Annotated in this window: 22 protein-coding genes; 1 reads left to right on the top strand and 21 read right to left on the bottom strand. The window is 30.9% G+C overall.

Going from position 1 to position 24,099, the window contains the following annotated elements; translation table 11 throughout:
* Window positions 1-86 precede the first annotated feature (86 nt).
* The 5 genes from GKZ86_RS18105 to GKZ86_RS18085 all read right to left on the bottom strand — a co-directional run bounded on the left by GKZ86_RS18105 (window position 87) and on the right by GKZ86_RS18085 (window position 6,159).
* Window positions 87-857: a 3'-5' exonuclease gene (locus GKZ86_RS18105; protein ID WP_154784469.1), complete on the bottom strand. Its 771-nt coding sequence runs from the start codon at window positions 855-857 to the stop codon at window positions 87-89.
* Between the two features lie 166 nt (window positions 858-1,023).
* Entirely contained in the window at window positions 1,024-2,373 is a 1,350-nt protein-coding gene (locus tag GKZ86_RS18100) for a dihydrolipoamide acetyltransferase family protein (RefSeq protein ID WP_154784468.1), read from the bottom strand.
* An 84-nt stretch (window positions 2,374-2,457) separates the two neighbouring features.
* Complete coding sequence (locus GKZ86_RS18095) at window positions 2,458-3,621, bottom strand: glycosyltransferase family 2 protein (RefSeq protein ID WP_154784467.1); 1,164 nt, start codon at window positions 3,619-3,621, stop codon at window positions 2,458-2,460.
* Between the two features lie 30 nt (window positions 3,622-3,651).
* Window positions 3,652-4,755 carry a hypothetical protein gene (locus GKZ86_RS18090; RefSeq protein ID WP_154784466.1) on the bottom strand — a complete coding sequence of 368 codons (1,104 nt, stop codon included), beginning with the start codon at window positions 4,753-4,755 and terminating at the stop codon, window positions 3,652-3,654.
* Window positions 4,756-4,965: 210 nt separating this feature from the next.
* Window positions 4,966-6,159 carry a DUF5009 domain-containing protein gene (locus GKZ86_RS18085; RefSeq protein WP_154784465.1) on the bottom strand — a complete coding sequence of 398 codons (1,194 nt, stop codon included), beginning with the start codon at window positions 6,157-6,159 and terminating at the stop codon, window positions 4,966-4,968.
* A gap of 143 nt (window positions 6,160-6,302) precedes the next feature.
* On the opposite strand from GKZ86_RS18085, the gene GKZ86_RS18080 reads away from it, so the two are divergent.
* Window positions 6,303-7,040 (top strand): tyrosine-protein phosphatase, encoded by a 738-nt coding sequence (locus tag GKZ86_RS18080; RefSeq protein ID WP_154784464.1) that lies wholly within the window; start codon window positions 6,303-6,305, stop codon window positions 7,038-7,040.
* 80 nt (window positions 7,041-7,120) lie between these two features.
* On the opposite strand, the gene GKZ86_RS18075 is transcribed toward GKZ86_RS18080, so the two are convergent.
* The 16 genes from GKZ86_RS18075 to GKZ86_RS18000 all read right to left on the bottom strand — a co-directional run bounded on the left by GKZ86_RS18075 (window position 7,121) and on the right by GKZ86_RS18000 (window position 23,885).
* A complete protein-coding gene (locus GKZ86_RS18075) occupies window positions 7,121-9,487 on the bottom strand; it encodes a tyrosine-protein kinase (protein WP_154784463.1) in 2,367 nt (788 codons plus the stop codon).
* A 14-nt stretch (window positions 9,488-9,501) separates the two neighbouring features.
* Window positions 9,502-10,293, bottom strand: a complete 792-nt coding sequence (locus GKZ86_RS18070; protein ID WP_154784462.1) for a polysaccharide biosynthesis/export family protein — start codon at window positions 10,291-10,293, stop codon at window positions 9,502-9,504.
* A gap of 110 nt (window positions 10,294-10,403) precedes the next feature.
* Window positions 10,404-11,822 (bottom strand): undecaprenyl-phosphate glucose phosphotransferase, encoded by a 1,419-nt coding sequence (locus GKZ86_RS18065; RefSeq protein WP_154784461.1) that lies wholly within the window; start codon window positions 11,820-11,822, stop codon window positions 10,404-10,406.
* A gap of 34 nt (window positions 11,823-11,856) precedes the next feature.
* Window positions 11,857-12,600, bottom strand: a complete 744-nt coding sequence (locus tag GKZ86_RS18060) for a glycosyltransferase family 2 protein (protein WP_154784460.1) — start codon at window positions 12,598-12,600, stop codon at window positions 11,857-11,859.
* Window positions 12,601-12,620: 20 nt separating this feature from the next.
* Window positions 12,621-13,445, bottom strand: coding sequence for a glycosyltransferase family 2 protein (locus tag GKZ86_RS18055; protein WP_154784459.1), 825 nt, complete (start codon window positions 13,443-13,445; stop codon window positions 12,621-12,623).
* A 32-nt stretch (window positions 13,446-13,477) separates the two neighbouring features.
* Window positions 13,478-14,017 (bottom strand): putative colanic acid biosynthesis acetyltransferase, encoded by a 540-nt coding sequence (locus GKZ86_RS18050; protein ID WP_154784458.1) that lies wholly within the window; start codon window positions 14,015-14,017, stop codon window positions 13,478-13,480.
* Complete coding sequence (locus tag GKZ86_RS18045; RefSeq protein ID WP_154784457.1) at window positions 14,017-15,189, bottom strand: glycosyltransferase; 1,173 nt, start codon at window positions 15,187-15,189, stop codon at window positions 14,017-14,019. The genes GKZ86_RS18050 and GKZ86_RS18045 overlap by 1 nt, the downstream gene beginning before the upstream one ends.
* Window positions 15,190-15,216: 27 nt before the next feature.
* Complete coding sequence (locus tag GKZ86_RS18040) at window positions 15,217-16,047, bottom strand: glycosyltransferase family 2 protein (RefSeq protein ID WP_154784456.1); 831 nt, start codon at window positions 16,045-16,047, stop codon at window positions 15,217-15,219.
* A 7-nt stretch (window positions 16,048-16,054) separates the two neighbouring features.
* Window positions 16,055-16,660 (bottom strand): acyltransferase, encoded by a 606-nt coding sequence (locus GKZ86_RS18035; protein WP_154784455.1) that lies wholly within the window; start codon window positions 16,658-16,660, stop codon window positions 16,055-16,057.
* A gap of 25 nt (window positions 16,661-16,685) precedes the next feature.
* Entirely contained in the window at window positions 16,686-18,029 is a 1,344-nt protein-coding gene (locus GKZ86_RS18030; protein WP_154784454.1) for a hypothetical protein, read from the bottom strand.
* Window positions 18,030-18,039: 10 nt separating this feature from the next.
* Window positions 18,040-19,269 (bottom strand): glycosyltransferase family 4 protein, encoded by a 1,230-nt coding sequence (locus GKZ86_RS18025; protein WP_154784453.1) that lies wholly within the window; start codon window positions 19,267-19,269, stop codon window positions 18,040-18,042.
* A 27-nt stretch (window positions 19,270-19,296) separates the two neighbouring features.
* Complete coding sequence (locus GKZ86_RS18020; RefSeq protein ID WP_154784452.1) at window positions 19,297-19,905, bottom strand: acyltransferase; 609 nt, start codon at window positions 19,903-19,905, stop codon at window positions 19,297-19,299.
* A gap of 8 nt (window positions 19,906-19,913) precedes the next feature.
* Window positions 19,914-21,206, bottom strand: coding sequence for a lipopolysaccharide biosynthesis protein (locus tag GKZ86_RS18015; RefSeq protein WP_154784451.1), 1,293 nt, complete (start codon window positions 21,204-21,206; stop codon window positions 19,914-19,916).
* A 139-nt stretch (window positions 21,207-21,345) separates the two neighbouring features.
* Entirely contained in the window at window positions 21,346-22,458 is a 1,113-nt protein-coding gene (gene gmd / locus GKZ86_RS18010; RefSeq protein ID WP_154784450.1) for a GDP-mannose 4,6-dehydratase, read from the bottom strand.
* Window positions 22,459-22,491: 33 nt separating this feature from the next.
* Window positions 22,492-23,442 carry a GDP-L-fucose synthase gene (locus GKZ86_RS18005; RefSeq protein ID WP_154784449.1) on the bottom strand — a complete coding sequence of 317 codons (951 nt, stop codon included), beginning with the start codon at window positions 23,440-23,442 and terminating at the stop codon, window positions 22,492-22,494.
* A 17-nt stretch (window positions 23,443-23,459) separates the two neighbouring features.
* Window positions 23,460-23,885 (bottom strand): adenylyltransferase/cytidyltransferase family protein, encoded by a 426-nt coding sequence (locus GKZ86_RS18000; protein WP_154784448.1) that lies wholly within the window; start codon window positions 23,883-23,885, stop codon window positions 23,460-23,462.
* Window positions 23,886-24,099 lie beyond the last annotated feature (214 nt).

The following is a 24,099-nucleotide window of genomic DNA, read 5'->3' as shown; positions in this document are numbered from 1 at the left end:
TTTGAATTGTTAAGCTACTTAAGACACTAAGTTGCCAAGAAACCAAGAAAAAACTCAGAGTCTTAGAATCTTAGTTCCTCAGAACCTTACTTAGTATTTAACTTTCTTAATTTTATAGCTGTTAAGACTTTCTTGGTATATAAAGGAAAGTCAGCATTTTGGATCCAGCTGAAATAGCCCGGTTCTGATTCTAACACTTTTTCTACTTTTGCGCCTTTGTGTTTTCCAAAAGTAAAAATCTCTTCATTGTCTTTATCAAAAGCAATCATTCCTGCAAAATCAGCGATTTTTTTACGGGTTGTAAATTCAGACAATATTTTCATATCGTTTTCCAATTCAGGATAACGATCTAATTGTGCTTTCAGAATTTCGTAAGTTGCCATAGTATCCGCTTCTGCCGAGTGTGCATTTTCTAAACTTTTTCCGCAGTAAAACTTCAAGGCAGCACTTAATGTACGTTCTTCCATTTTATGAAAAATAGTCTGAACATCGACCGAAACTTTATTTTTCATGTCAAAATCAACTCCCGCACGAAGTAATTCTTCAGCTAATAAAGGGATATCAAAACGATCTGAGTTAAATCCACCCAAATCACTATCCTTAATCATATTATGAATTTGCGGTGCCAGTTCATTAAAAGTAGGTTCGTTTGCCACTTTTTCATCGGTAATACCATGAACTGCTGTTGTTTGTGGTGGAATTGGAATTGTAGGGTTCACCAACCAGGTTTTACTTTCTTTGTTTCCGTTAGGAAAAACTTTAAATATTGAAATTTCTACTATTCGGTCTTTTCCTATGTCAATTCCAGTGGTTTCGAGATCAAAAAAGCAAATTGGTTTGTTGAGTTTTAGTTCCATATTTAAATTTTAAAAGTCTACAAATATAAATTTTAAAGACGAATTTTCCCCGTTTTTTTTACAAAGTTCTAGGATTCTTACTTTGAATATAGATTTATCAGAAAAAGAAAACCCTTTCAACATCTAAAATGTTAAAAGGGTTAAATATTTATAAATTTTTTATTTCTTAAAAATCTCTATCGATATCAAAAGCTTCTAAATATTCGGCAACGCGTTTTACAAAACTTCCTCCTAATGCACCATCTACTACTCTATGATCATAAGAATGCGATAAGAACATTTTTTGACGGATTCCGATAAAATCTCCTTCCGGAGTTTCGATAACAGCAGGCACTTTACGAATTGCACCAAGAGCTAAGATTCCAACTTGAGGCTGATTGATAATTGGCGTTCCAAAAACACTTCCAAACGTTCCCACATTCGTTACCGTGTAAGTTCCGCCTTGTGTATCATCCGGTTTTAGTTTTCCTGCTTTTGCACGGTTTCCTAAATCGTTAACTGCTTTTGCCATTCCAACAAGATTTAACTGATCTGCGTTTTTAATAACAGGAACAATTAAATTTCCGTTTGGTAACGCTGCAGCCATACCTAAATTTATATTTTTCTTTTTAATGATATAATCACCATTAACAGAGATATTCATTCCCGGGAAATCTTTTAATGCTTTTGCCACAGCTTCCATCATAATTGGCGTAAAAGTCAATTTCTCACCTTCTCTTTTTTCGAAAGCTGTTTTAACTTTATCTCTCCATTTTACAATGTTGGTTACATCTACTTCAATAAACGACTGAACGTGAGCTGAAGTTTGTACCGATGTAATCATGTAACCTGAAATCAGTTTGCGCATTCTGTCCATTTCGATAATTTCATCACCTCCATTTACAGAAACAGGAACTGCTTGCTGAACTTTTTGAACTATTGGTTCTACAACCTGTGGAGCAACTTGTGAAACAACCTCTATAGGTTTTGGAACTTCTTCAACAACTTTTGGAGTTGGAGCAATCGCACCAGATTTACGATCTTCAATATATTTTAAGATATCTTCTTTAGTAATACGTCCGTCTTTTCCTGAACCGTTAAGATTATCCAGTTCTGCAACAGAAACACCTTCTTCTTTTGCAATGTTTTTTACTAATGGAGAAAAGAACTTATCTGATCCTGAAAAATTTAGTGGGGCAGTAACAGTTTCCTGAGCTACTTCAATCGTCTTTTCAATTTCTGCAACTTCTGCCGGAGCCGCAACTTCTTCTGTTACTTTTGCTGCCGGTGCATCACCTTCTGTTTCTATAATTGCAATGGTTTGACCAACCTGAACTAAATCATCTTTGCCAAATAATTGTTCAACTAAAATTCCTGAAACTTCGCTTGGTACTTCGCTATCTACTTTATCAGTTGCGATTTCCAGTACAGCTTCATCAGCTTCAATTTTGTCTCCAACCTCTTTCAACCAGTTTGTAATGGTTGCTTCAGCTACACTTTCTCCCATTTTAGGAAGTTTTAATTCAAATCTTGCCATATTGTTAACCTCAAGGGTGATTTTAATTTTCAGATTGCGAAATTACTGAATATTTTAAATATAAATTACATTTAATATAATTTTTTACTCAATTTTTATAATTTGACCTCTATCATTTCTTGAATCACTTCCAATAATAAAATTTGCATTTTTGGGGAAAATTTTAAAAGTAATGCTCTTATCTTTAAGAGTTTCTATGATTTTGATACATTTTTTGAATGAAACATATTGATTATCCAAAATTATCTCTACTCTTTTACCCCTAAAAATCTGAGACGAATTTACTGTTTTTTCTTTTTTGAAATCGAAAATAACTACTTTATTTTTGAAAATATGAGTCAATTTTTCGGATAATTTTTCATTTGAAGAATACAAAACATAACTTTTTGGTACAGCTTTTAGTTTCGATTTTCCCTGAAACATTTTAACAAAAGAAAAAAACACAATTCCAATTTGAATAAAAACCTCAAAAAAGAATGATTTTTTAAAATGCTTCTGATAAAAAAACCTCATCGCTTCCTGAAAACGTTTCATGTATTTTTCATCTTTTACTGTACTTTCTCCTTTATAATGAATTACGGTAGTTTCATGAAAATAATAATTTGATTTTCGATTTTGTAAAACACGATAGGACAAATCAATATCATCGGCATACATAAAACAATCTTCGTCGAACCCTTTTAAATCAAGATATAAATCTCGTTGCATAAACATAAAAGCGCCAACCAGAATGTCTATTTTTCCTGTTTCATTTTCAGATAAATGCTGGGCGTAATATTGATTGAAAAGATGTGTTTTGGGGAAAATTTTATACAAACCAAAAAACTTGGTGAAAGCAACCCAAGGTGTTGGAATACAACGTTTACTTTCTGGTAGAAAACTTCCTGTTCCGTCAATTAATTTGCAACCAATAATTCCGAGATCAATTTGCTTTTCGGCAAAAGCCAAAACTTTACTAAAGGTATCTTCTGCAACAACGGTATCAGGATTTAGTATACAAATGTATTTTCCTTGTGCTTGTTCGACAGCAATATTATTTCCTTTGGGAAAACCAAAATTTTCTTTGTTTTGAATTAGTTTAATTTCCGGAAATCGCTGTTTCATCATCAAACAGCTATCATCTGTAGAATTATTATCGATTACTATGATTTCGGCATTAAGTGTAGATATGGCTTCCTGAACACTTAAAACGCATTGTTCGAGAAAATAACGTACATTATAATTGAGAATAATTACCGATAATTGCATGAAAATTGGGACTGTGGATTTTGTTGAAAGTTAAAAATTTTCTGTTAATCCTAACCTTAATGACCAATCGTTTTTACTGACACCAAAATCTAGCGCTAAATTGCTGTTGTTTCGTTTATTCCATTTAATTCGAATTCCGGTTCCAACAGCAGGATTCCATTTATCAAATTGATAGGTTTCTAATTTTGAAACAGATGAAATATTTGCAAAAAATACGGCACCAAAAAAACCATTTCGGGTAATGTCAGTTCTATATTCGGTTTCGAAATAAAGCAATGCATTGCTGCGATATCTGTTTTTTGTAAATCCCCTTCCAGTTTTTCCTTCACGATCCCAACCTATACTGGGAAGATCGAGATAATGAGGTTTACCATCAAATGTTGCCCAATAAAAAGCTCTCGAAGCCCAAACTCTATGTTTGTATTTATTAAATGAATGATATTTTCGGGCATCAATATAAAGTGATTTCCATTTTTTTCCTTCTGCTCCGCTTGTATTTATTCGTAAATCGGCCTCGACATACAAACCTTGTTCAGGATTTACATTATTTTCTCTGGAATCGTATAACGCCTGAAATGCATAACCGAAAGAACTTTCATCTGAAAAATCTCCATTCATATATTTCACATAATCTGTTTCTTCATCTATATATGATTTCTCCGAAATGTTTTGGTAATTATCTAACATTAAACCCATACCCAGTCTAAAATCGCCAATTACTTTTCGGGTAATAAATTGATAAAACCGCCATTGCTGATAGTCTAAAGTTGACATTTCATCTTTCGTATTATGTTCTCCCAAACCATATGTGAGCTGAGGATAAATCAGATAACGATAATCGCCAATAAAATTCCATTTATTATCCTTGGTATAAATATATGACTGAAAAGGAAAAACATACTGATTACTAAAACTGAAATAGGGAGAAAAAGATACTTGCGACATTTTTGTTGTTTTATGATCTTCACCTAAATAAAAAGTTGTTAAAAATGAAACTACTAATCCTGAACTCGAATTGGCATCGATAGGAACCGGTAATAACGAAAAGGCTACTTTTTTATCTTTAATTTTTCTTATAGAATCGTTTTTATTGAAAATCTTATATATAACATCCAGAATATCCTTTTTCTCCATAGTTATGCTGTCATTTTGCGAATAACAAAATGGAGTAATAAGAAAAACAAGTACTATTAACTTTAATTTCGAATTATTCATCAAAAGCAAACTAAGAATATTTTCCTACAAATTTAGAATTTATTAAGATACATCGATAGTTTTGAAAAGAATAAATAGAAAAAATTCTAAAGTGATTAAAGTTTATATTATTTGGAATAGGAAGGTCTTTTATAAATGCAATTGAATTTTGTATTTATTGCATATTTTCATGACCAATAACATTATAGTCGAAAATACTAAACTCCAAATAATTCCTGGAACACCTTCGCGAAAATAGTCCGGAATAATTTTAATATTGAAAGCCAGATTAAAATAATAAATTACGCCTGGCAAAATATAAATTAGTAAAGGATTTGCCGCTGCCGGCATGAAGAAATTACTCCATTTGGTTTGCTTTTTAACTTCCATTAACCAGTAGAGAAAATAAAAGAGAACGGTACAAATTGCAGCAGAGAACATTGTCCAGGATGGGGTTCCTTTTATTTTAGAAATTCCATAATATGGTCTCAGAAAATATCCAGCCAAAAAAAACAAAACAGCAAATGCAATAACAGCCCAATTAATTTTAAGTGGAATTTTTCGATCAAAAAACAATAATGAAATAACAACTCCCGCGGCAACTAATGAAGCATGCGTTAAATGTCCTGCTATAAAATTAAACCAGATCACTTTTTGTAATGTCAAACCTTCTGTTAAATTAATTGAATTAGCAACAACACAAACAACCAAAAAAGTAATCATTGCCCATAATTTTCCTGAAACAAGCCAATAATAAATCACGGTAAAAAGATATGCCCAACCTATTAACCCAAGAATTCCCCACCATTTTGGCGTCATCCCAATATCACCCGTATTTTCCTGAACATATAAAAAGTAAAGCGTTATCAAAACTAAGATTCCACCATATTGAAGTATATTTTTTAACCAAAACGAAAAATATTTCGGATATTTATTCCAAATAGGAATTAGCATTGCATAAGCCCAAAGTCCCCAAAATGCAGGTGCAATTATCATCTTTGAAGCGTCATAACCATATTCAGCGTTCACCATAAAAACGCCAATTATAATTAAAGCCAAAGCTCTTTTTAAAGTATGTGTCCAAATTATTTTTGTACTATCACCTTTAATTAATCTGGCATTAAACGCAAATGGAATCGACATTCCGACAATAAATAAAAAGGCAGGAAAAACTAAATCTACAAAAGTCATCGCGTCAGCATCTTCCGGCATGTGCTTCATCCATTGTGGCACATTTTTGACACTTGATAATTCGTTTACAAAAATCATTACAAAAATTGTAATTCCGCGTAAAGCGTCTATTGAAATAATTCTTTGATTATATAAATTTTCTTTAATTTTCATAAATTATTACATTTTTTTCAATGCAAATTATAACATAATTAATTAAATGCAAAATTATCTTTCAACAGCTGTTAAATATTAATTCTTGTAAATAATACACTAATCAGTAAGAAAATCTCTGCCAATTTAATTACTTTTGTCAAATGCTATCATTTTTTAAATCAAAACCGTACTTAAAAGACCTTCTTTCTGGCGATTATACAGATATTCATTCTCATTTATTACCGGGAATTGATGATGGTGCAAGAACTATAACCGAAACAACAAAACTTGTTAAAGCGCTAAAAGAAATTGGTATTTATCAATTTATAACTACACCGCACATTAGCCATTATATTTGGAATAATTCACCGCAGACTATTATTGCAAACCATTCTGAAACTAAACTTTTATTAAATAACCACAACGTAAAAGTTCCACTTCATGCTGCAGCAGAATATTTCATGGATGACTGGTTTGAAAATCATTTTAAATCTGAAAAACTTCTAACATTAAAAGATAATTACGTTTTGGTCGAAATGTCTTATATGAATGCTCCAGTACAATTGTATAAAATACTTTTCGATTTGCAAGTGGCAGGATATATTCCGGTTTTAGCACATCCTGAAAGATATTTATTTTATCATAAAAACTTTAATGAATATGAGAAACTGAAAAAAGCCGGATGTTTATTTCAACTAAATTTATTGTCTTTAGTAGGTTATTATGGAGAGAGAATTACGAAGGTTGCCGATCAGTTATTAAAAAAGGGAATGTATGATTTTACGGGCTCTGATGTTCATCATAATAATCATATAGCGGCCTTCAGTCAAAAAATAAAAGTAAAAAACATTGCTCCTTTAAAAGAAATCATAAAAAATAATCAATTTTTTAAATTTTAAACAAAACAGTTTTAAACACAAAATAGCATAAAAAAAGGCGATTCAAATATTTGAATCGCCTTTTTTTATGCTATTACCCATTAAGAAAAAAACTTTCTAAACCAATGTTTTTTTGCTTCCTTAGGACCGTATCCATATCCATACGCATAAGCTTTTGAAGAATCAGTATCATTAAGTACAATACACATATTTGGTAATTTATTTTCTCTGTATAAAGAATTTGCAATTGATAACATTCGTTTTTCTAAGACATTTGCACGCATTATATAAACAAAAGTATCTGCATTTTTAGCAACCAATAAAGTATCTGTAACTAAACTAACAGGCGCTGTATCAACTATAATGTAATCATATTCCTTTTTCAATGTCTCAAAAAGCTGATCTACTCTTTTACTCATTAACAATTCGGCCGGATTAGGCGGAATTATACCCGAAGGAAGGATAAAGAAATTCTCATAACCAGGATGTTTGATAATATAATCTCTAACATCTTTATCTGCTGATGATAAATAGTTTGTTAAGCCAAAAGTCGGAACATCCATATATTCACTAAATTTTGGGTTTCTGATATCCATGCCTATTAATAGCACTCTTCTTCCTGACAAAGCAAATGTTGCAGCTAAATTAACCGCTATAAATGTTTTACCTTCTGCCGGAAATGTAGATGTTACAAATAAAGTCTTCGCAATTCCATCAGGAACTTTATTTAACATAAACTCAAGATTTGTCCGCACAATTCTAATTGCTTCGGCAGAACTGGTCCTGCTTTCTGCTTTTATTAATTCTTCGATATCATTAGATGTTGGTATATCGCCAACAAAAGGAATTTGTGTCTTACCTTCTAAATCCTGTTTACTTTTAATTTTTGTATCTAGTAAATCATCTGCATAAATAATTCCAAAAGGAACTAATAATCCCAATAACATTGCGGCCAGATATATAACTTTTTTCTTCGGACTTACAGGGTTTCTTCCCGCTTTAGCAACATCTATAACACGGGCATTGGGTTCTGTAGCTGCTAACGAAATTGCCGTTTCTTCTCTTTTTTGCAACAAATACAGGTATAATTCTTCTTTTACTTTTTGCTGCCTGGCAATTACTCTAAATTGTCGTTCCTGTGCGGGAATCTTACTTATTTTACTATCCAGAACACCTTCCTGATTTTGAATATTCTTATTTTGAATTTGCAAATTAGACTGCAAACGTTTTAGGCTTTCAGCCATATTTAATTTTAAAGAAGTAATCTGTTGATCTAATTTTATCACAGATGGATTCTCAGTTGTCGCTGATTTCAAAATACGATTACGATCTAAAACCAGCTGATTATAAGAACTTATTAATCCTCCTGTATCGCCACTATCGGTAATCAGATTCGTTGGTAGTAGATCAGAATTGGTGCTTGTTTTTATAAAATCTAATAAAGAAGAAACTACATTTAGCTGAATCTCCGTTTCTACTCCCTTTTTATCATATTCATTTGAACCTTCAATAAAAAGTTTTGCTTCAGATTCAATGTCAGTTAATCTGTTTGATTTTTTAAAACTTTCTACATCTTGTTCTACTCCATCTAATTCTTGCGCGATTAAAGCTAATCTGCCCGCTATAAATCTGGAGGTATTTTCAGAAATAAAATTCTTGTCTCGTGCCGCATCTTCATTATAGATCCGAATCATATTATCTAAAAAAGCTTCTGCTCTTTTTTGTACAGGATCAGAAATAGATACATTAACCACACTACTAGTTTTACTTATTGGCTCTACTTTTAATCTGATTTTATAGCTCTCAGCAACGTTTTCAACAGGACTAATAGAAATACTAATAGAATTATAATGTTTAAAATTATTTTCGTCAAAAGCATTTGTTTTATTTATGACTAAAATCCCTAAACTGGTTGGTATTTTTTCACCATATTTAAATACTTTCTTAGTAGATAAAATTATATTCTCATTTTCCTTATAATTTGTAAATTCAAAAGTTTCCTTCGTTAAAAAATTACATTTTAAAACAACTTTAGCATTATTGAACAAAACTGTTTTACTAATGAAATTTACTTTTATTGGTACGTCTTTATAAATATCCCTGTCTACTACACTTCCTTCTGCAATTAAAGCTATATTTAAATTTAATTTTTCTACAGTACTTTCAACAATAGTCCTTGATTTTAATATTTCTATTTCATTGTCTAAATTATTAACAGAAGCCCCTCCTAATCCTAAATCTGAAAAAACGGATAATTCTGAAAGCATTCCTCCTTTTTTTTCATCTTTAACCAATATCGTAGTGGTTGCTTCATAAATTGGAGTAGTGTATCGCAAATACAAAAAAGCAATGGTTAAGCAAATTACGATGCTTAATAAGAACCATCTCCAGTGAATTATATATTTATCTAATTGTTCACGAAGATTAACATCTTCGATTTCATCATTATAAAAATCTTCTCTTTGCATTATACTATTTCGATTTATTTAAATATTAGAACAGAAAGCGATACTAAAATAGAAATCGCAGATATAATAACTGCAGTATTTGGTCCAACTGCGGATGCATTTACTTTTGTTTTATTAGGCTCAACATATATTACATCATTTTGAGCCAAATAATAAAAGGGAGAATTAATAAAGTCTGATTTAGTAATATCTACTCTATTATATGATTTTTCACCATTTACTTCTCTAATTACCAAAATATTATCTCTTTTGCCGTAAATAGTTAGATCTTTCGCCATACTTAAGGCTTCAATTAAAGTGACTCTTTCTGATGAAATGGTATAAGTACCTGGTAAATTTACTTCTCCTTGCAACGAAATTTTAAAATTTGTAATTCTCAGGTTGATAATCGGATTCTTGATATAAACTCCTATTTTGTCTTTTAGCAATTTTAATACTTCTGAACGGGTTAAGCCTCCTACTTGTAGTTTTCCTAAAACAGGAAAATTTATCATTCCAGCTTGATCCACTAAATAGGATTGAATAATTTGTTGTCCTCCTGCCATCTCCAATTTATTTGGATTTGCTATGGTAACTGTTGATAAATTAAAAGGAATAGCAATTTCAGGATCTTCAGCAGAAACTATAATCATTAATAAATCATCGGGCTGAATTTTGACTTCATAAGAATTTATGTGTTGCTGTGTAGCCATACTATCAATGTTTTGATAATAGACTATATCTTTTCTTGAGCCGCAAGAAAAAAGCAAAAACAGGAATACTAAAAGGCAAAATGTTTTAATATAAATAAAGTTTTTTTGTTTCATTTAAGTATAGGATTATTTAATAAGTATTGATTATAAAAAACATTATTGGATATAAATAGGTACTAGTTTTATTTTTAGAATTGGGAGAAAAAAGATTACTATTTAAAGATTTAATATGCGTTTTCTTCTCCTTTAAACATATTGATAACGGTCTTAATAACAATTCGAATATCTAACAGCAGGCTCCAATTTTCAATATACCAGATATCATATTCTACTCTGTTTTCCATATCGATAATCTCTTTTGTTTCACCACGAAAGCCATTTACCTGGGCCCAGCCTGTAATTCCTGGTTTTGCATATTGCCGGACCAAATAATTATTAATTAACTCACTATATTGCTTGGTGTGATTTACCATATGAGGCCTCGGTCCTACTACGGACATATCGCCAAAGAGAACATTAAAAAACTGAGGTAATTCATCGATACTTGTTTTGCGAATAAAAGATCCGAATTTAGTAATACGACTATCTCCTTTTCCTGCTTGTTTACAATCTGATAAAGAATTAACACACATGCTTCTAAATTTCAAACAAGTAAAACTTTGGTTGTCTCGGCCTGAACGTTCTTGTCTAAAAAACACTGGCCCTGGAGATTCAATTTTAATAATCATCATTAGGATAGGAAATAACCACGGAAATATTAATAAAATCACTGCTAATGAAAAACAAAAATCAAAGACTTGTTTTATAATTCTGTTTACTGTTAGTTCTAAAGGTTCTCGACGAAACATTAGAACTGGTGTATTCTCATAAAACGAAATTTCTACTTTATTTGACTTTGTATAAAGTTGAAAATCAGGAATAAATTTAATCCGCACCATATTGTGCTCGCAAATCTGTATCAATTTGTTAATGACTGAAATATTGTCAATATGCAGTGCTATATACATCTCATCAACCTTTCTTCTAAGAATAAATCCTTCAAGATCATCAAAATCACCAACTACAGGACCCGAAATAAAAGCAAATGGATCTACTTTTTCATCAAAAAAGCCTAAAAAACGATATCCGTAAGTAAGGTCTTTTGCTAACATTTTGCGTATTCTTTCATCAGTATCGTTGGCGCCCACAACAATAAAACTTTTAAAATTGTATCCTTTTGCTCTTATATATTTCAAAACCTTTATTGACAAATAGCGAGAAATCATAAGTAGTGTGAAAAAAAAGGAATAAAAATAGAGCAGACAAACTCTTGAAATTTCAGTATAGTTTAGAAAAACAACAAAAATTGTAATTAAGGAAGAATGTATAATGAATTTTTTTATAGTTCTTTTTAATATCGATTCTATAGGCTCGACTCTTATAATTTTAAACGAATTATTATATAAAAGTAAAATGATCCATATTAAATTGGTTAGTAGGGAAATAGTTTGTACTTGTGTTGAAAAAAGTTCATTGAGACTATGATATCTAGCTAGTGACGATAGCACAATAGCTATATTCAATAAAATAATGTCCCAGACTACAAAAAAAAGTTTGAAATAGCGGGAAAAATTGTATTTCGATAATTTATTTAAAGTTTTCATTTGTAAAAAATCTTATAATCTTTCGTGGTTTGTATTATTTTAAATACTGTGTCAAAGCCAAAAATTTTTTCTGAAAAACAGTTTTAAAAGCGGAAATGTTGTGGTATTTATAAATTCTGTAATCTTCGGACAAAACCTCGAATACTCTTTTATAATTAGTACTTAAACCTCCCATTTTCATTTTTACTATATATTCATTTAAATAGATAATATTTATCTTATGCTTATATAAATAGCGTAATAAAAACTCTGTATCTGAGGCTATTTTAAAATCTAAATTATAATAACCCAATTTTTCAATAACAGATTTTTTAATATAAACTGTAGGATGTAATGGCAACCAACCTGATTTCAATTTTTCGAAATTGAACTGACCTCCGATCCTGTTGCGAACTATTTTTTCATTCGCATCATTTGTAACATAAATACCATCTCCATAAACAGCATCAGCAGATAATGTAGTATTAAAAGTGTTTACAATTTTAGATACAACTTTTGAATCATAAAAAACATCATCAGAATGCATTAAACCAACTATATCTCCAGTAGCTAATTTTAAGCCTTTATTGATGGCGTCATACATTCCTTTATCACGTTCAGAAATATATTGAGTAATTTTACCTGAGTAGGATTCTATAATATTTTGAGTGCCATCTGATGAATTACCATCTATAACAATATATTCAATATTAGGATAATCTTGATTTAAAACGCTTTCGATAGATTGCGCTATGGTTGCTTTTCGATTGTAGCAAACCGTAATTATGGAAACTTTCATAAATTTTATTAAAAAATAGCTTAATTCTTTTTTTTATTGAGGAGCTCTTTACTTTTTAAGACAATAAAATATTCATAGATTGATTGTAAAGTCGCATAAGTAAAACCTGCGCTTCCATCTAAAAATGCTCTTCTGATGATTATCATATAAAACCATTTTATTAATGGACGACCCGGGAGTTTATAAAAAATCCCTTTTTGATGGTAACGCATATCTGAAAAATCTTTATTAAAAATTGCTTTTTTTAATGAAAATTTTTCGCCGTTAATTTGTTCATCGCACCATCGCTTAGCTTCCATCGTAGAATAAGTATTATGCTTGTCGAGCCAGTGAACGTATCCTTTTGAAAAGGGATAATGGTCAAAATAGCCGTTTATTTCTTCAACTTCTCCTTCAACTAAGAGTACTTCATTTATTTCTCTGTGATATTTTGCTTTGCCTTTTCTAATAAGACGGACATAAAAGGGTGATATTTGCGAATATTTTAACCATGTATTACCCAAATAATCTCTGCGTCTAATTCTGAATCCGTCTGTATTTTCTTTAGCATTTTTTGTTTTTTCTAACAGGACTGAAATCAATTCATTTGGTATTCGTTCGTCAGCATCTAAAATAAAAATCCAAGGATATTTAAAATTCACACTTTGAAGAGACGCATTTCTTTGAGAAGCATATCCATCAAAAATACGTTGTGTTACTACTGCTCCTGCTTTTTCAGCAATAGCGATAGTTTGATCTTCACTATAGGAATCGAATACATGGATATCATCGCTCCACGATACTGATTCAAGGCAGCCAGGTAAATCTTGTTCTTCGTTTTTAGTAAGTATTAATATTGAAATCATAATTATTTTAATTCTTCAATTAAAAAGAAATACTATTTTGTTATTATTCTTTCTTTAATAGTTTTTGCAGGATTTCCGGCAACAATTGTCCAGGGTTCAACATTTTTTATAACAACAGCTCTAGCTCCCACAATACTCCCTTCTCCGATGATTGTATTTGTCATAATAAATGCCTCTGCAGCTACCCAAACAAAGTCTTTAATAACTATTTCACCTGCTATAAAAGGAAGGTTTATAGAATTTATTTCGTGTGTTGCACTACATAGATAAGTTCTTTGTGAAATAGTCACTTTGTTTCCTATTATCGTTTTACCAATATGTAATTGTACCTGAGGACCCAATGTAGAATGAACTCCCATAATTAAGTTTCTTGGCGATGGAATGTAAGCAGAAGCATAAATATTACAATTTTCACCAATCTCAGCTCCAAAAAGTTTTAGTAAAAAAATACGCCAACCATTAAAAAATGGTAATGAGAATGGCTTAAAAAAAAGCAATGATACAAGTCTCCATCCCAATCTATATATTTTATCAGATTTAGGTATTGTATCAATGTACTTTGGAATTTCCATTAAATACTTTTTAATGTTTGGATAAATTTATTTGCACAAGTTTCTATATCAAAATGATTTTGGTAGGTTTCAAAAGCTTTTCTTCCTTTTGCTGATAAATTTTCATGAGATTCATTAACTATTTCAGCAAGAGCACTTTTTAAACCATTTTTTTCTTCCAGATCAACTATCCATCCTCCCTCTCCTTTCAAAATCTCACTCCAAATATTTACATTTTTAGTTATCAGCACTGGCTTTTTACAGCCCATAGCTTCAACTATAGCAATACCAAAATTTTCCTGATGACTTGGTAAAACATAAGCTTCACAATTATAAAACGCAGCCCATTTTGCATCACCTTTTAACATTCCGGAGAAATGTATTTTCTGGTTTACAGAAGCTAATTTTATCATCTCCTGTGCGTAATCCGAATCTATTGGTCCTGCAATTACTAAATCAGGTAAATCTGAATTTTCGCGACATATTTCATTGTAAGCGTTTATCAATAAATCAACTCCTTTTTTGTGATGAATACGACTCAAAAAAAGTACATACTTTTTATTTTCAACAGCTGGACAAGTCTTATAAAAAGCTGCATTAAAATCAACATTCTTTTCAGGAGGCAATTGAATTCCATATCCTACATTAAATACTTTTTTAGGTCTGTAATTTTTAAAAGTCGTCGCCGCTAATCTCATTTCTTCTTTACAAGTATAAAAAATGGCATTAGCATGATTAATACATTTTTTTTCTATAAAAGACCAAACCATTTCATTTCGCAATGCCTTCCATTTTCTTTCTCGGGCTTTTTGAAAATAAGGATCTAACATACCATGAGGCATGATAATCACTTTTGGTACATTCTGATTTTTGTTATTTAATGTTTTTATGACAGTATGTACTGCCAAATTATGATACTGCCAAAGGCCATGAACACAGATAAAGTCGTATTCTAAAATATGATCTTCTAACCATTTCAATAATTTTGGCTGATATTGATATGATGTTTTTCCAGTGCCTACTTTATAAATAGTGAAATCATCTTTAATATTATAATCACTATTTTCATCATCCATACAAACTACATCATTGCTAATTCCTAATTTTTTAAAATATGGAATTGCATTACGTATACCTTGACAAGGCCCGCCTTTTCTAGGATGCATAGAAGAAATAACACGGAGGATTTTCATTGTATTTAATTGAATATTTTGGAGAAATCAAACATACCGATTGCCAAAAAGCAAAATATTAAGCCTATCAGGAAGAATATTAATGAAATGCAAAAAAAGAACATAAAGGAAGGCATTTGCAAAACCAAAATATTTATTTCTAAAGTAAAATATAATCTTAGGATTAGCTCCTAAAGGAGCATAAAGCCTTTTAAATCTTTTTAGAATAGTAGTATTATTTTGTCTTACTCTACAAATATCATTTTTCTCACCACTTGCAATACCAATTCTGGTTGTATAAACACCAATACCATTATTTTGAGCACGAAGTCCATAATCAACATCTCCTAAATCATGATGATAATGATTATCCAAATTGCCTAAGACAGCGTAAACTTTTTTCGGAACAAGAACGACGTTTCCATTTAAATTTTTAATCGCATTTAACTTTCCATTTGGCTTGATTAGTTTTTTATTAAAATCATAACCTCCGTATAATGTGTCTTTTTTATCTGAAGATTCAATAATTCCTGATATAATTGCTTTGTTTTCGGTTAATGTTGCACAATAAAAAAGTTCTTCAAAACAATTTTCATATATCACAACATCGTCATTCAGCCATAAATAATAATCGTAATCATTCTTGGCGGCATGCTCCCAAGCTAAATTCATTCCTTTATTCCAAAATAAATTCCCTGATCCTTCAATTAAATTTACTTGCCGAAATTCTTTTAATATTGCTTCGCTAGTTCCATCTGTAGAACCGTCATCTACTAGATAGATATCTAAATCATTTTTTAATTTAAAAAGTTGATTTAGACATTTAATTGTTTTTTCTTTTCTATTAAAACAGGTTAATAAAACGGCTATTCGTTTCATTTAATTTTTATAATTGGTATTTTTCATCTCTAACATCTCCTATTTTTTTTGCAGGATTACCTGCTACTATTGCAAAAGCCTCAACATTTTTAGATACTACTGACCCTGCTCCGATTAAAGCTCCTTGACCAATTGTAACTCCTTTTAAAACAATAGCCCTCGTACCAATAAAAACATCATCTTCTATTATAATAGGAAGAGACATTATCTTGCTTTTATCTTTCCTGAATTTTGGATTTACTGAATGTGCATCGTTGTCCGTTATCAAGACACCGCTCCCAATTAGAACATTATTACCAATTGTGATTGCGGCGGTACTGGAAATAGTAGCACCGGAAACCCCTACGTTATTACCGATTTGAATAACTGCAGAATGCATGCATGTTTTAATAATTACTTTTTGAAATACACCAATTGTGTTATTTTTAGGATCACTGCATGCTACAAAATTTGAACCTATTTTTATCTCTGAATTTTTAAACTTCTCAACTATTGGTAAGCCGTGAAATCGCCATGATTTATTCCAATATCCTATATTTACAAGACAAAACAAAATATCTCGCAAGAACCTGTAAGCATAATACGGGATCTTTAAAATTTTAATGAAATTCATTTACAGTTACAATGACGTTTATAAATTATATGATATTTTTTCTTAAGTATTTCTTGTCAAGAACAGTTTCACCTTTATCAATAATTTCTTTTACAGTTTGTTCCTTCTTTAATGATGCTATAAGAAGTCCTAATATCAATGTAAAAAAACCTAAAGCAGTTGGCTGGGAAAGTTGACCCAATAAAATTATCATAGATCCAAAACTAAGTAACATCCATGGTAGGTAATCGTTTTGATTTATCTTTTTTAAAGCTTTAAAAAAAATAGTAATTACAATTTTAACGCGCAATAGAATAAATATTAATCCAAATATTAATCCCATTTCTGTAATAATTTTTAGCCATTCGAAATCGGCTTCTTTATAATCTTTAAGATGAAATGTTTGAATTCCTAAATTTGAATACATCCCAATACCTTTTCCAAAAAAAGTAAGATCATTAGACGAGAATATATCACTTAAAGATGTCCCAAAAGTTCTATTAACAAGAGAGCCACTTACTCCACCTTCTGTTTGATTAGCATCTAAAAATCTATGTGTAAAAGCCTCACTTGCAGTTGACACATATTTATTATCTGCAAAAAAGAATATTATTAAACCCATAAAAAGACATACCGGAATAACCTTCTTAAGAGATTCTGGCCTTCTTATTAAAACAAATAAGAAAAAACACAGGCACAAAATATTTTGAAAAAACACAGTTCTACTAATTGTAAATGGTATGGATAAAATAGTTGCAATTACACATAACACTAAAATCAATCTTTTCAAATATTTAGGATCAAGAAGAAAGTAAAACATGTAAGCCGAAGCTAAACCGTAAAACAAGCTCAATCCATTTATGAAAGAAAACGTGCCTGACGAGCGAAAAAAACCTAAGGCTCCTCCAAAACCACTACCTTCTACATCTCCGCCGACACCTCTATTTACCCAAGCGCTTTGTGGACTGTAAAACTGAATCATCAAAAGCATAGTCATTGGGATTAGTAAATACATAGTCCAAACTCCTAATTTAATTACAGATTCCCGGTCGAAAACCGAGCCAATAACAAAAGCAACAGGGATATGCAAAATAAAAGGTCTAAGACCATATATTGCTATATTTAATGATTGATGTCCAAATATTAGTGTAGCAATAAATGAAAATATCCCTAAAAACATCATTACACTCATTACATTTTTTTCTGAAAATAAATTATTCTTAAATCCTAAAAATAAAATTAAGAGCGCAAGCGGATCTCTTATAAGTAATATTTCATTAGAAAGAGAGGGGAAAATCCATTTTCTTAATGCCCCTTCAAATACTAAAAGAAAGCAATAAATCCAGATAGCTTTTTTTATTGTTCTGTTAGATACTCTTTTTTTAATCAAATTATGTTTCTTAAAATGTCTGATGATTTTTTATGTTTGCTATAAAATTGCCGATTTCAGATTGGTAAATTTCCCAATTTCTGCTTTTTGATTTCTTCAAAGCTTCTTCTCCCATAGATATGGCAAGATTACGATCTGAAAGGAGTATCTCGATAATCTCTTTTATTGCATCAGTAGATTTAGGAGGAATAACCCAGCCATTTTTTTTATGATCAATTATTTCAGATCCGGCACTGCTCGTTGTGGTAATAACAGAAGTTCCTTGAGCCATAGCCTCAGAAATTACCATTCCAAATGCATCAAATAAAGTTGGAAATATCAATAAGTCATGTAATCTCATTTGAGCCAGCACTTCATCATTTGTAAGTGTACCAAGATATATATGCTCTCTTAATTTTTTATTTAATATCTCTGTATTTTCAGTTGGCATCGACCCAACCAGGGTAAGTTCCACAAACTCTTTATAAGGAAAAACTGCATCAAAGAGGTACGAAAGTCCTTTTAATTGAGATAGATTACCAACAAATAATATTTTTAATTTCTTGTTTTTTATGTACTCTCTATTCTGAAAAGGTTTAGGAAAACCATATGGAATTATACTGGTCTTATCTCTAAAATTTGATGGAATTGAATCTGCACAAAATTTACTGGCGACAACAATCTTATCTGCCATCTCAATTTCAAAATCAAGTCTGTCTTTGCTTTTGCTTTCTAAAAAGGTTTTATTAATACTATTGGCCCATTTAGGATTATCTATTATTTCCTGAGCAGTAATACTTTCAAAAGATTTCCAATAACAGGCATGTTGCTCATATATTTTATAAATATTATGTTTTGATGCTTCACAAAATGTATGATAAGCAGTTCCCGCATAAGCAAAAACAATATCTGCATTATTTTTAAATAGATTGTTTGACACAAAAAGATCAAAATCTTCAAAAACATTCTGAACTGAAAATCTTGAATTTGGAAATTTATAAAAATGTTTCAATTTAAATTTTACAGATAATAATCTCCATAATTCAAGATTAGGATGAAACTTTATCTTCCCTTTTAAGTCTGATGAATAAGAACGTTTAGATACTTGCTTTAAAATATCAACATTTATCTTTGTTAGAAAATTATCATCATAAACACCTACAGTTGTATAAAATGAATCTAATAGATTATTTTTCTGCAAAGCTTCAACAGTATTTCTTGAATTTTGATTACCTGTTGGGTGTGAAACAATAACTTTCATAGTTTTTATAATGCTAATAATTAAAATCTAATCAACTTGAATTTCAGATCTTCTTGCTTGCATGTATTTCACAAGGTCACCGCCTAAAAGCGATGACACTACCAAATCAGTATGAACTTGCTTTCTGGTTTTTAAAAACACTGCCGGATTACCACTAACTATATGCATTTTTTCAACATTTTTAGCTACAAGTGAGCCTGCCGCACAAATGGCTCCATAGCCTATATTTCTACAAGATGGCAAAATAAATACCCGCGTCGCGATCCACACATAATCTTCGATTGTAATGCCATACGGTTTAAATTCCCAATCAGGTGAATCAATTTCATGGCTACAGGTAATTATTTCCACTCCAGAACCAATGATTACATTATTACCAATATTAATTTTTGCTCTTAAATCAATCAAATCACTTTGTATTGAAGTATTGTTTCCAATGATAAGATTGCTATTTGCTTTTTTAGCCAATGCTAACGGCATAACTACATTACTACCAATTATAGCCCCATTTTTTCGGGCAATATACCTTGAATAGGAATAATACAAATGTTTTCTTAACCTTGCTACCACTCCAAGGTAATAACGGAATGGTGATCTGTTTTGGATATTTACTTCGTATTTAGTCTTTTTACTCATAAATATATTTATGCTTTTAATTGATTGAGTCTAAAATATGAGTACCCTCCGTGCATTACTACAAGAATAGCAGATATCGTGATATTGAATATTAGAATTCCTTTTAAAGTCTGTATGTTAAATATAAAAGCACCAATTATTATGGATAATAAATTAATTCCAATACTTAAAATTGGATTTATAACCCAGCCGCGTCCTCTACAAAGAGTATAAATTATAGTAGACATTATATTTAGACAAAAGATAACTACAGTTAAAATTAATTCAGAATCTAAATTTTCATACTTAGCTCCTAATAACCAAATAATTTGGCTGGAAAAAAGCCAGGTAAAAAAGACAATCATAAAACTTACTACTAATAGAAGCAATTGAATTTTTATCATCTTTTCCCATAATTCTTCTCTAACTTCTTGTAATCTTGAATATCGAGGTACTATGATGGTATTAAATACAATTGTAAATAGAGACAGAATAGCTCCAATTCTAAATAATGCTCCTACTTGTGCAATAGAACTTGTTGCGCCTAATATCGATAAAATCCAAACTGTTATATTGGTTGAAAAAATATTGTATACATCTCCCGGCAAAATTCGTTTGACCATTTGCATGATACTTCTTTGTACTGTAACACTTTCTTTTTGGTTTGGACTTACAAACTTATCTGAGATTTTCTTTAATTTTATATTAGCTATGATTCTTGGAATACCAGTAGCAATTATTGCAATAGGAGTAAATGGTATAAAAAAAACAGAAGGAATCGTTAATAACAATCTTCCAAAGTTTGCCATTAACTGGTTTTTTTGTAAAGGCTTAATATCCTGATGCAATTTTGGAGCAATTTCGAGTAAAGAATCAGACAAATTGGCGTAAAAAACGGGAATTAATGAGAGTAATATTAAAAGGGAATAATACCAGCTTGCATTATTATGAATTAATAAATAAACCAAAACTGATCCGGCAATTAAAACACTACCAATAGCAAACTTTTTTCTAAGATTCATTCCTGTTGCAATAACAGAACCCAATTTGTTTTTATCTTGCCAAACTTTACCACCTTCAGCAATCACGCCTGAAACAATTCCTCCATCTGCTAAGATATTCATAGCTCCTAACATCGTATTAGCAAGTGTGTAAATAGCATATTCTGCAATTGAAAAACTCCTAATAATAAAAATACCACAACCAAAACTGACAATTTGAATTAAAACCTGAGCTCCACCTGTAATACTTATCAATTTCCCCCATTGCATCACAAAATCATATTGAGGATGCATTTTGAGCTTGGAAATGTGTTTTTTCATTTAAGAACGAAGTGTTTTTTGAAATAACTAATTAAACTTTTTTAGACAAATTAGCTGCCTGAATAAAAAGTATTAAAGTTACTGAAGCGATTATATCTGTATAGAAATTAACAGACAGTATATGAAATTTGATAAAATATTACTCGAAATAATTTAACGTTCTATAACCACCATCTTTTAAATACTGGTCTTTCTGCATCAATTTTAAATCGCTTTGCATCATATCCTTAATAAGTGATTGTAAATCATATTTACATTCCCATCCTAATTTTGTTTTTGCTTTTGTTGGATCACCAATTAACAAATCAACTTCAGTTGGTCTAAAGTATTTCGGATCAACAGCGAGAACTTCTTTACCAATTTCTACTTGAAATTCAGGATTGCTACACGATTTTACATACCCTTTTTCTTCAGATCCTTCGCCTTTAAATTCAAGTTCAATACCTGCTTCGGCAAAACTCATACGAACAAAATCTCTTACTGCTGTAGTTTTTCCAGTTGCAATGACCCAGTCTTCAGGTTCTTCGGCCTGCAAAATCATCCACATCATACGAACGTAATCCTTTGCGTGTCCCCAATCTCTTTTTGCATCTAAATTTCCCAAATACAATTTATCTTGTAAACCTAATGCGATTCTTGCGGCTGCCCTTGTAATTTTTCTGGTTACAAAAGTTTCTCCACGAATTGGAGATTCATGATTAAATAAAATACCATTGCAAGCATACATTCCATAAGCTTCTCTGTAATTTACTGTAATCCAAAAGGCATACATTTTGGCTACTGCGTATGGTGAGCGTGGATAAAAAGGTGTCTTTTCAGATTGAGGTATCTCCTGAACTTTTCCATATAATTCAGATGTCGAGGCCTGATAAATACGAACTTTCTTTTCCATTCCTAATAAACGAACAGCATCTAAAATACGTAGTGTTCCTAATCCGTCAGCATTACCCGTATATTCTGGTGTTTCAAAAGAAACTCCTACGTGACTCATTGCTGCCAAATTGTAGATTTCATCAGGTTGAATTTCTTTAATCAGACGAATTAAATTTGTACTATCAGTCATATCTCCATAATGCAAATAAAAATTACGGTGATCTACATGTGGATCTTGATATAAATGATCAATTCTTTCTGTATTAAATAATGACGAACGTCTTTTTAAACCATGAACTTTATATCCTTTTTTAAGTAAAAATTCACTTAAATAAGCGCCGTCTTGTCCTGTTACTCCAGTTATAAATGCTACTTTCATATTTTTTTTATATCTATAAGATTCTAAAATCTCTTATAATTTTACTTGTTTAAAATTTTGTATGTTTTTTAAAAACCAATCGTATGTTTTTTGAATTCCATCTTGTAATTTAACTTGGTGTTTCCATCCCAAATCATGCATTTTAGAAACATCCATTAATTTTCTTGGTGTTCCATCTGGCTTGGTAGCGTCCCAAATAATTTCTCCCTTGTGACCAATAATTTTCTGAATAGTTTCTGCTAGTTCTTTAATTGTCAAATCTTCACCAGTTCCTACGTTGTATAAATAATCCGGTAATTTATTTTCTAAAGCGAAAACTACTGCTTTCGCCATATCGTCTACAAATAAAAATTCGCGCATTGGCAAACCGCTTCCCCATAAAGTCACCGGAGCGTGATTGTTTTCTTTTGCTTCATGAAATTTTCGTATCATGGCAGGTAAAACATGAGACGTGTTTAAATCAAAGTTGTCGAATGTTCCGTATAGATTGGTCGGCATAAGGCTTACATAATCTTTTCCGAATTGGTTTCTAATTGCCTGACATGTTTTCACGCCGGTAATTTTAGCAATAGCATACCATTCATTTGTTGGTTCAAGAGTATCTGTGAGTAGATATTCTTCTTTTAGGGGTTGTGGAGCTAATTTTGGATAAATACACGAGCTGCCTAAAAAAATAAATTTATCTACTCCATTTTGCAAAGCAGAATCGATTAGATTATTCTGAATTTGCATGTTTTCCATAATAAACTGATACGGAAAATCATTGTTGGCTAAAATTCCGCCAACACGTGCGGCAGCATCTATAATAACTTCGGGATTTTCTTTTGCAACAAAATCGCGAACAGCTTGTTGATTTCTAAGGTCTAATTCTTTACTCGAAACACCTATTAAATTACTAAATCCTTGATCCGACAATGTTCTCCAAATGGCGCTGCCTACCATCCCATTATGACCTGCAATATAAATCTTAGTGTTTTTATTCATCTTTTATTTTAAAAAAATTATTTAGCTAATGACAATTCTCTAAAAGCAACTTCTTTGCGTAAACCACTGCTTGAAAAACGGTGATCGCGCACGTTATAATAAAGTTCTATTCCTTTTTCTTCACAATAAGTACGTCCGGTAAAATCCTTTTCTTTATACTCATCGCCTAAAATACGAACATCAATTTTAAAAGATCTTAATATATCATTTAGATCCTGTTCAGTTGCATAAGGAACTATTTCATCTACAAATTTACACCCTTTAAGCTGAATATATCTTTCGACTACTGTTTGTGTTGGGCTATTTTTTTCTGGACGATCCAATGTTGGATCGGTCTGTAATCCTACAATTAAATAATCACATTGTAATTTTGCCTCTTCTAACATTTTAATATGACCGGCGTGCAATAAATCAAAAGCACTAAAGGTGATTCCTATTTTCATAATCTTACATTATTGATTAAATAATTCATTTTATAACTCTAAGCACAGCTTCGCTGTTCCAACTCACATACTGTTGAGTCAGGAAATATCAGGAAAAACACAAATAAATTTACAAAATCTCAAAAACAATACTGCAATTTACTAAAAATCAAACAAATACGCATGTATTTATAATAATTTACCGTTATATTTTTTGCAAAAGTAATGTATGAAG

This window comes from Flavobacterium sp. LC2016-13 (genome assembly GCF_009707955.1).
Taxonomy (GTDB): domain Bacteria; phylum Bacteroidota; class Bacteroidia; order Flavobacteriales; family Flavobacteriaceae; genus Flavobacterium.
The sequence above is the reverse complement of the archived record's forward strand: the minus strand, read 5'-3'. Positions and strand labels throughout refer to the sequence as shown.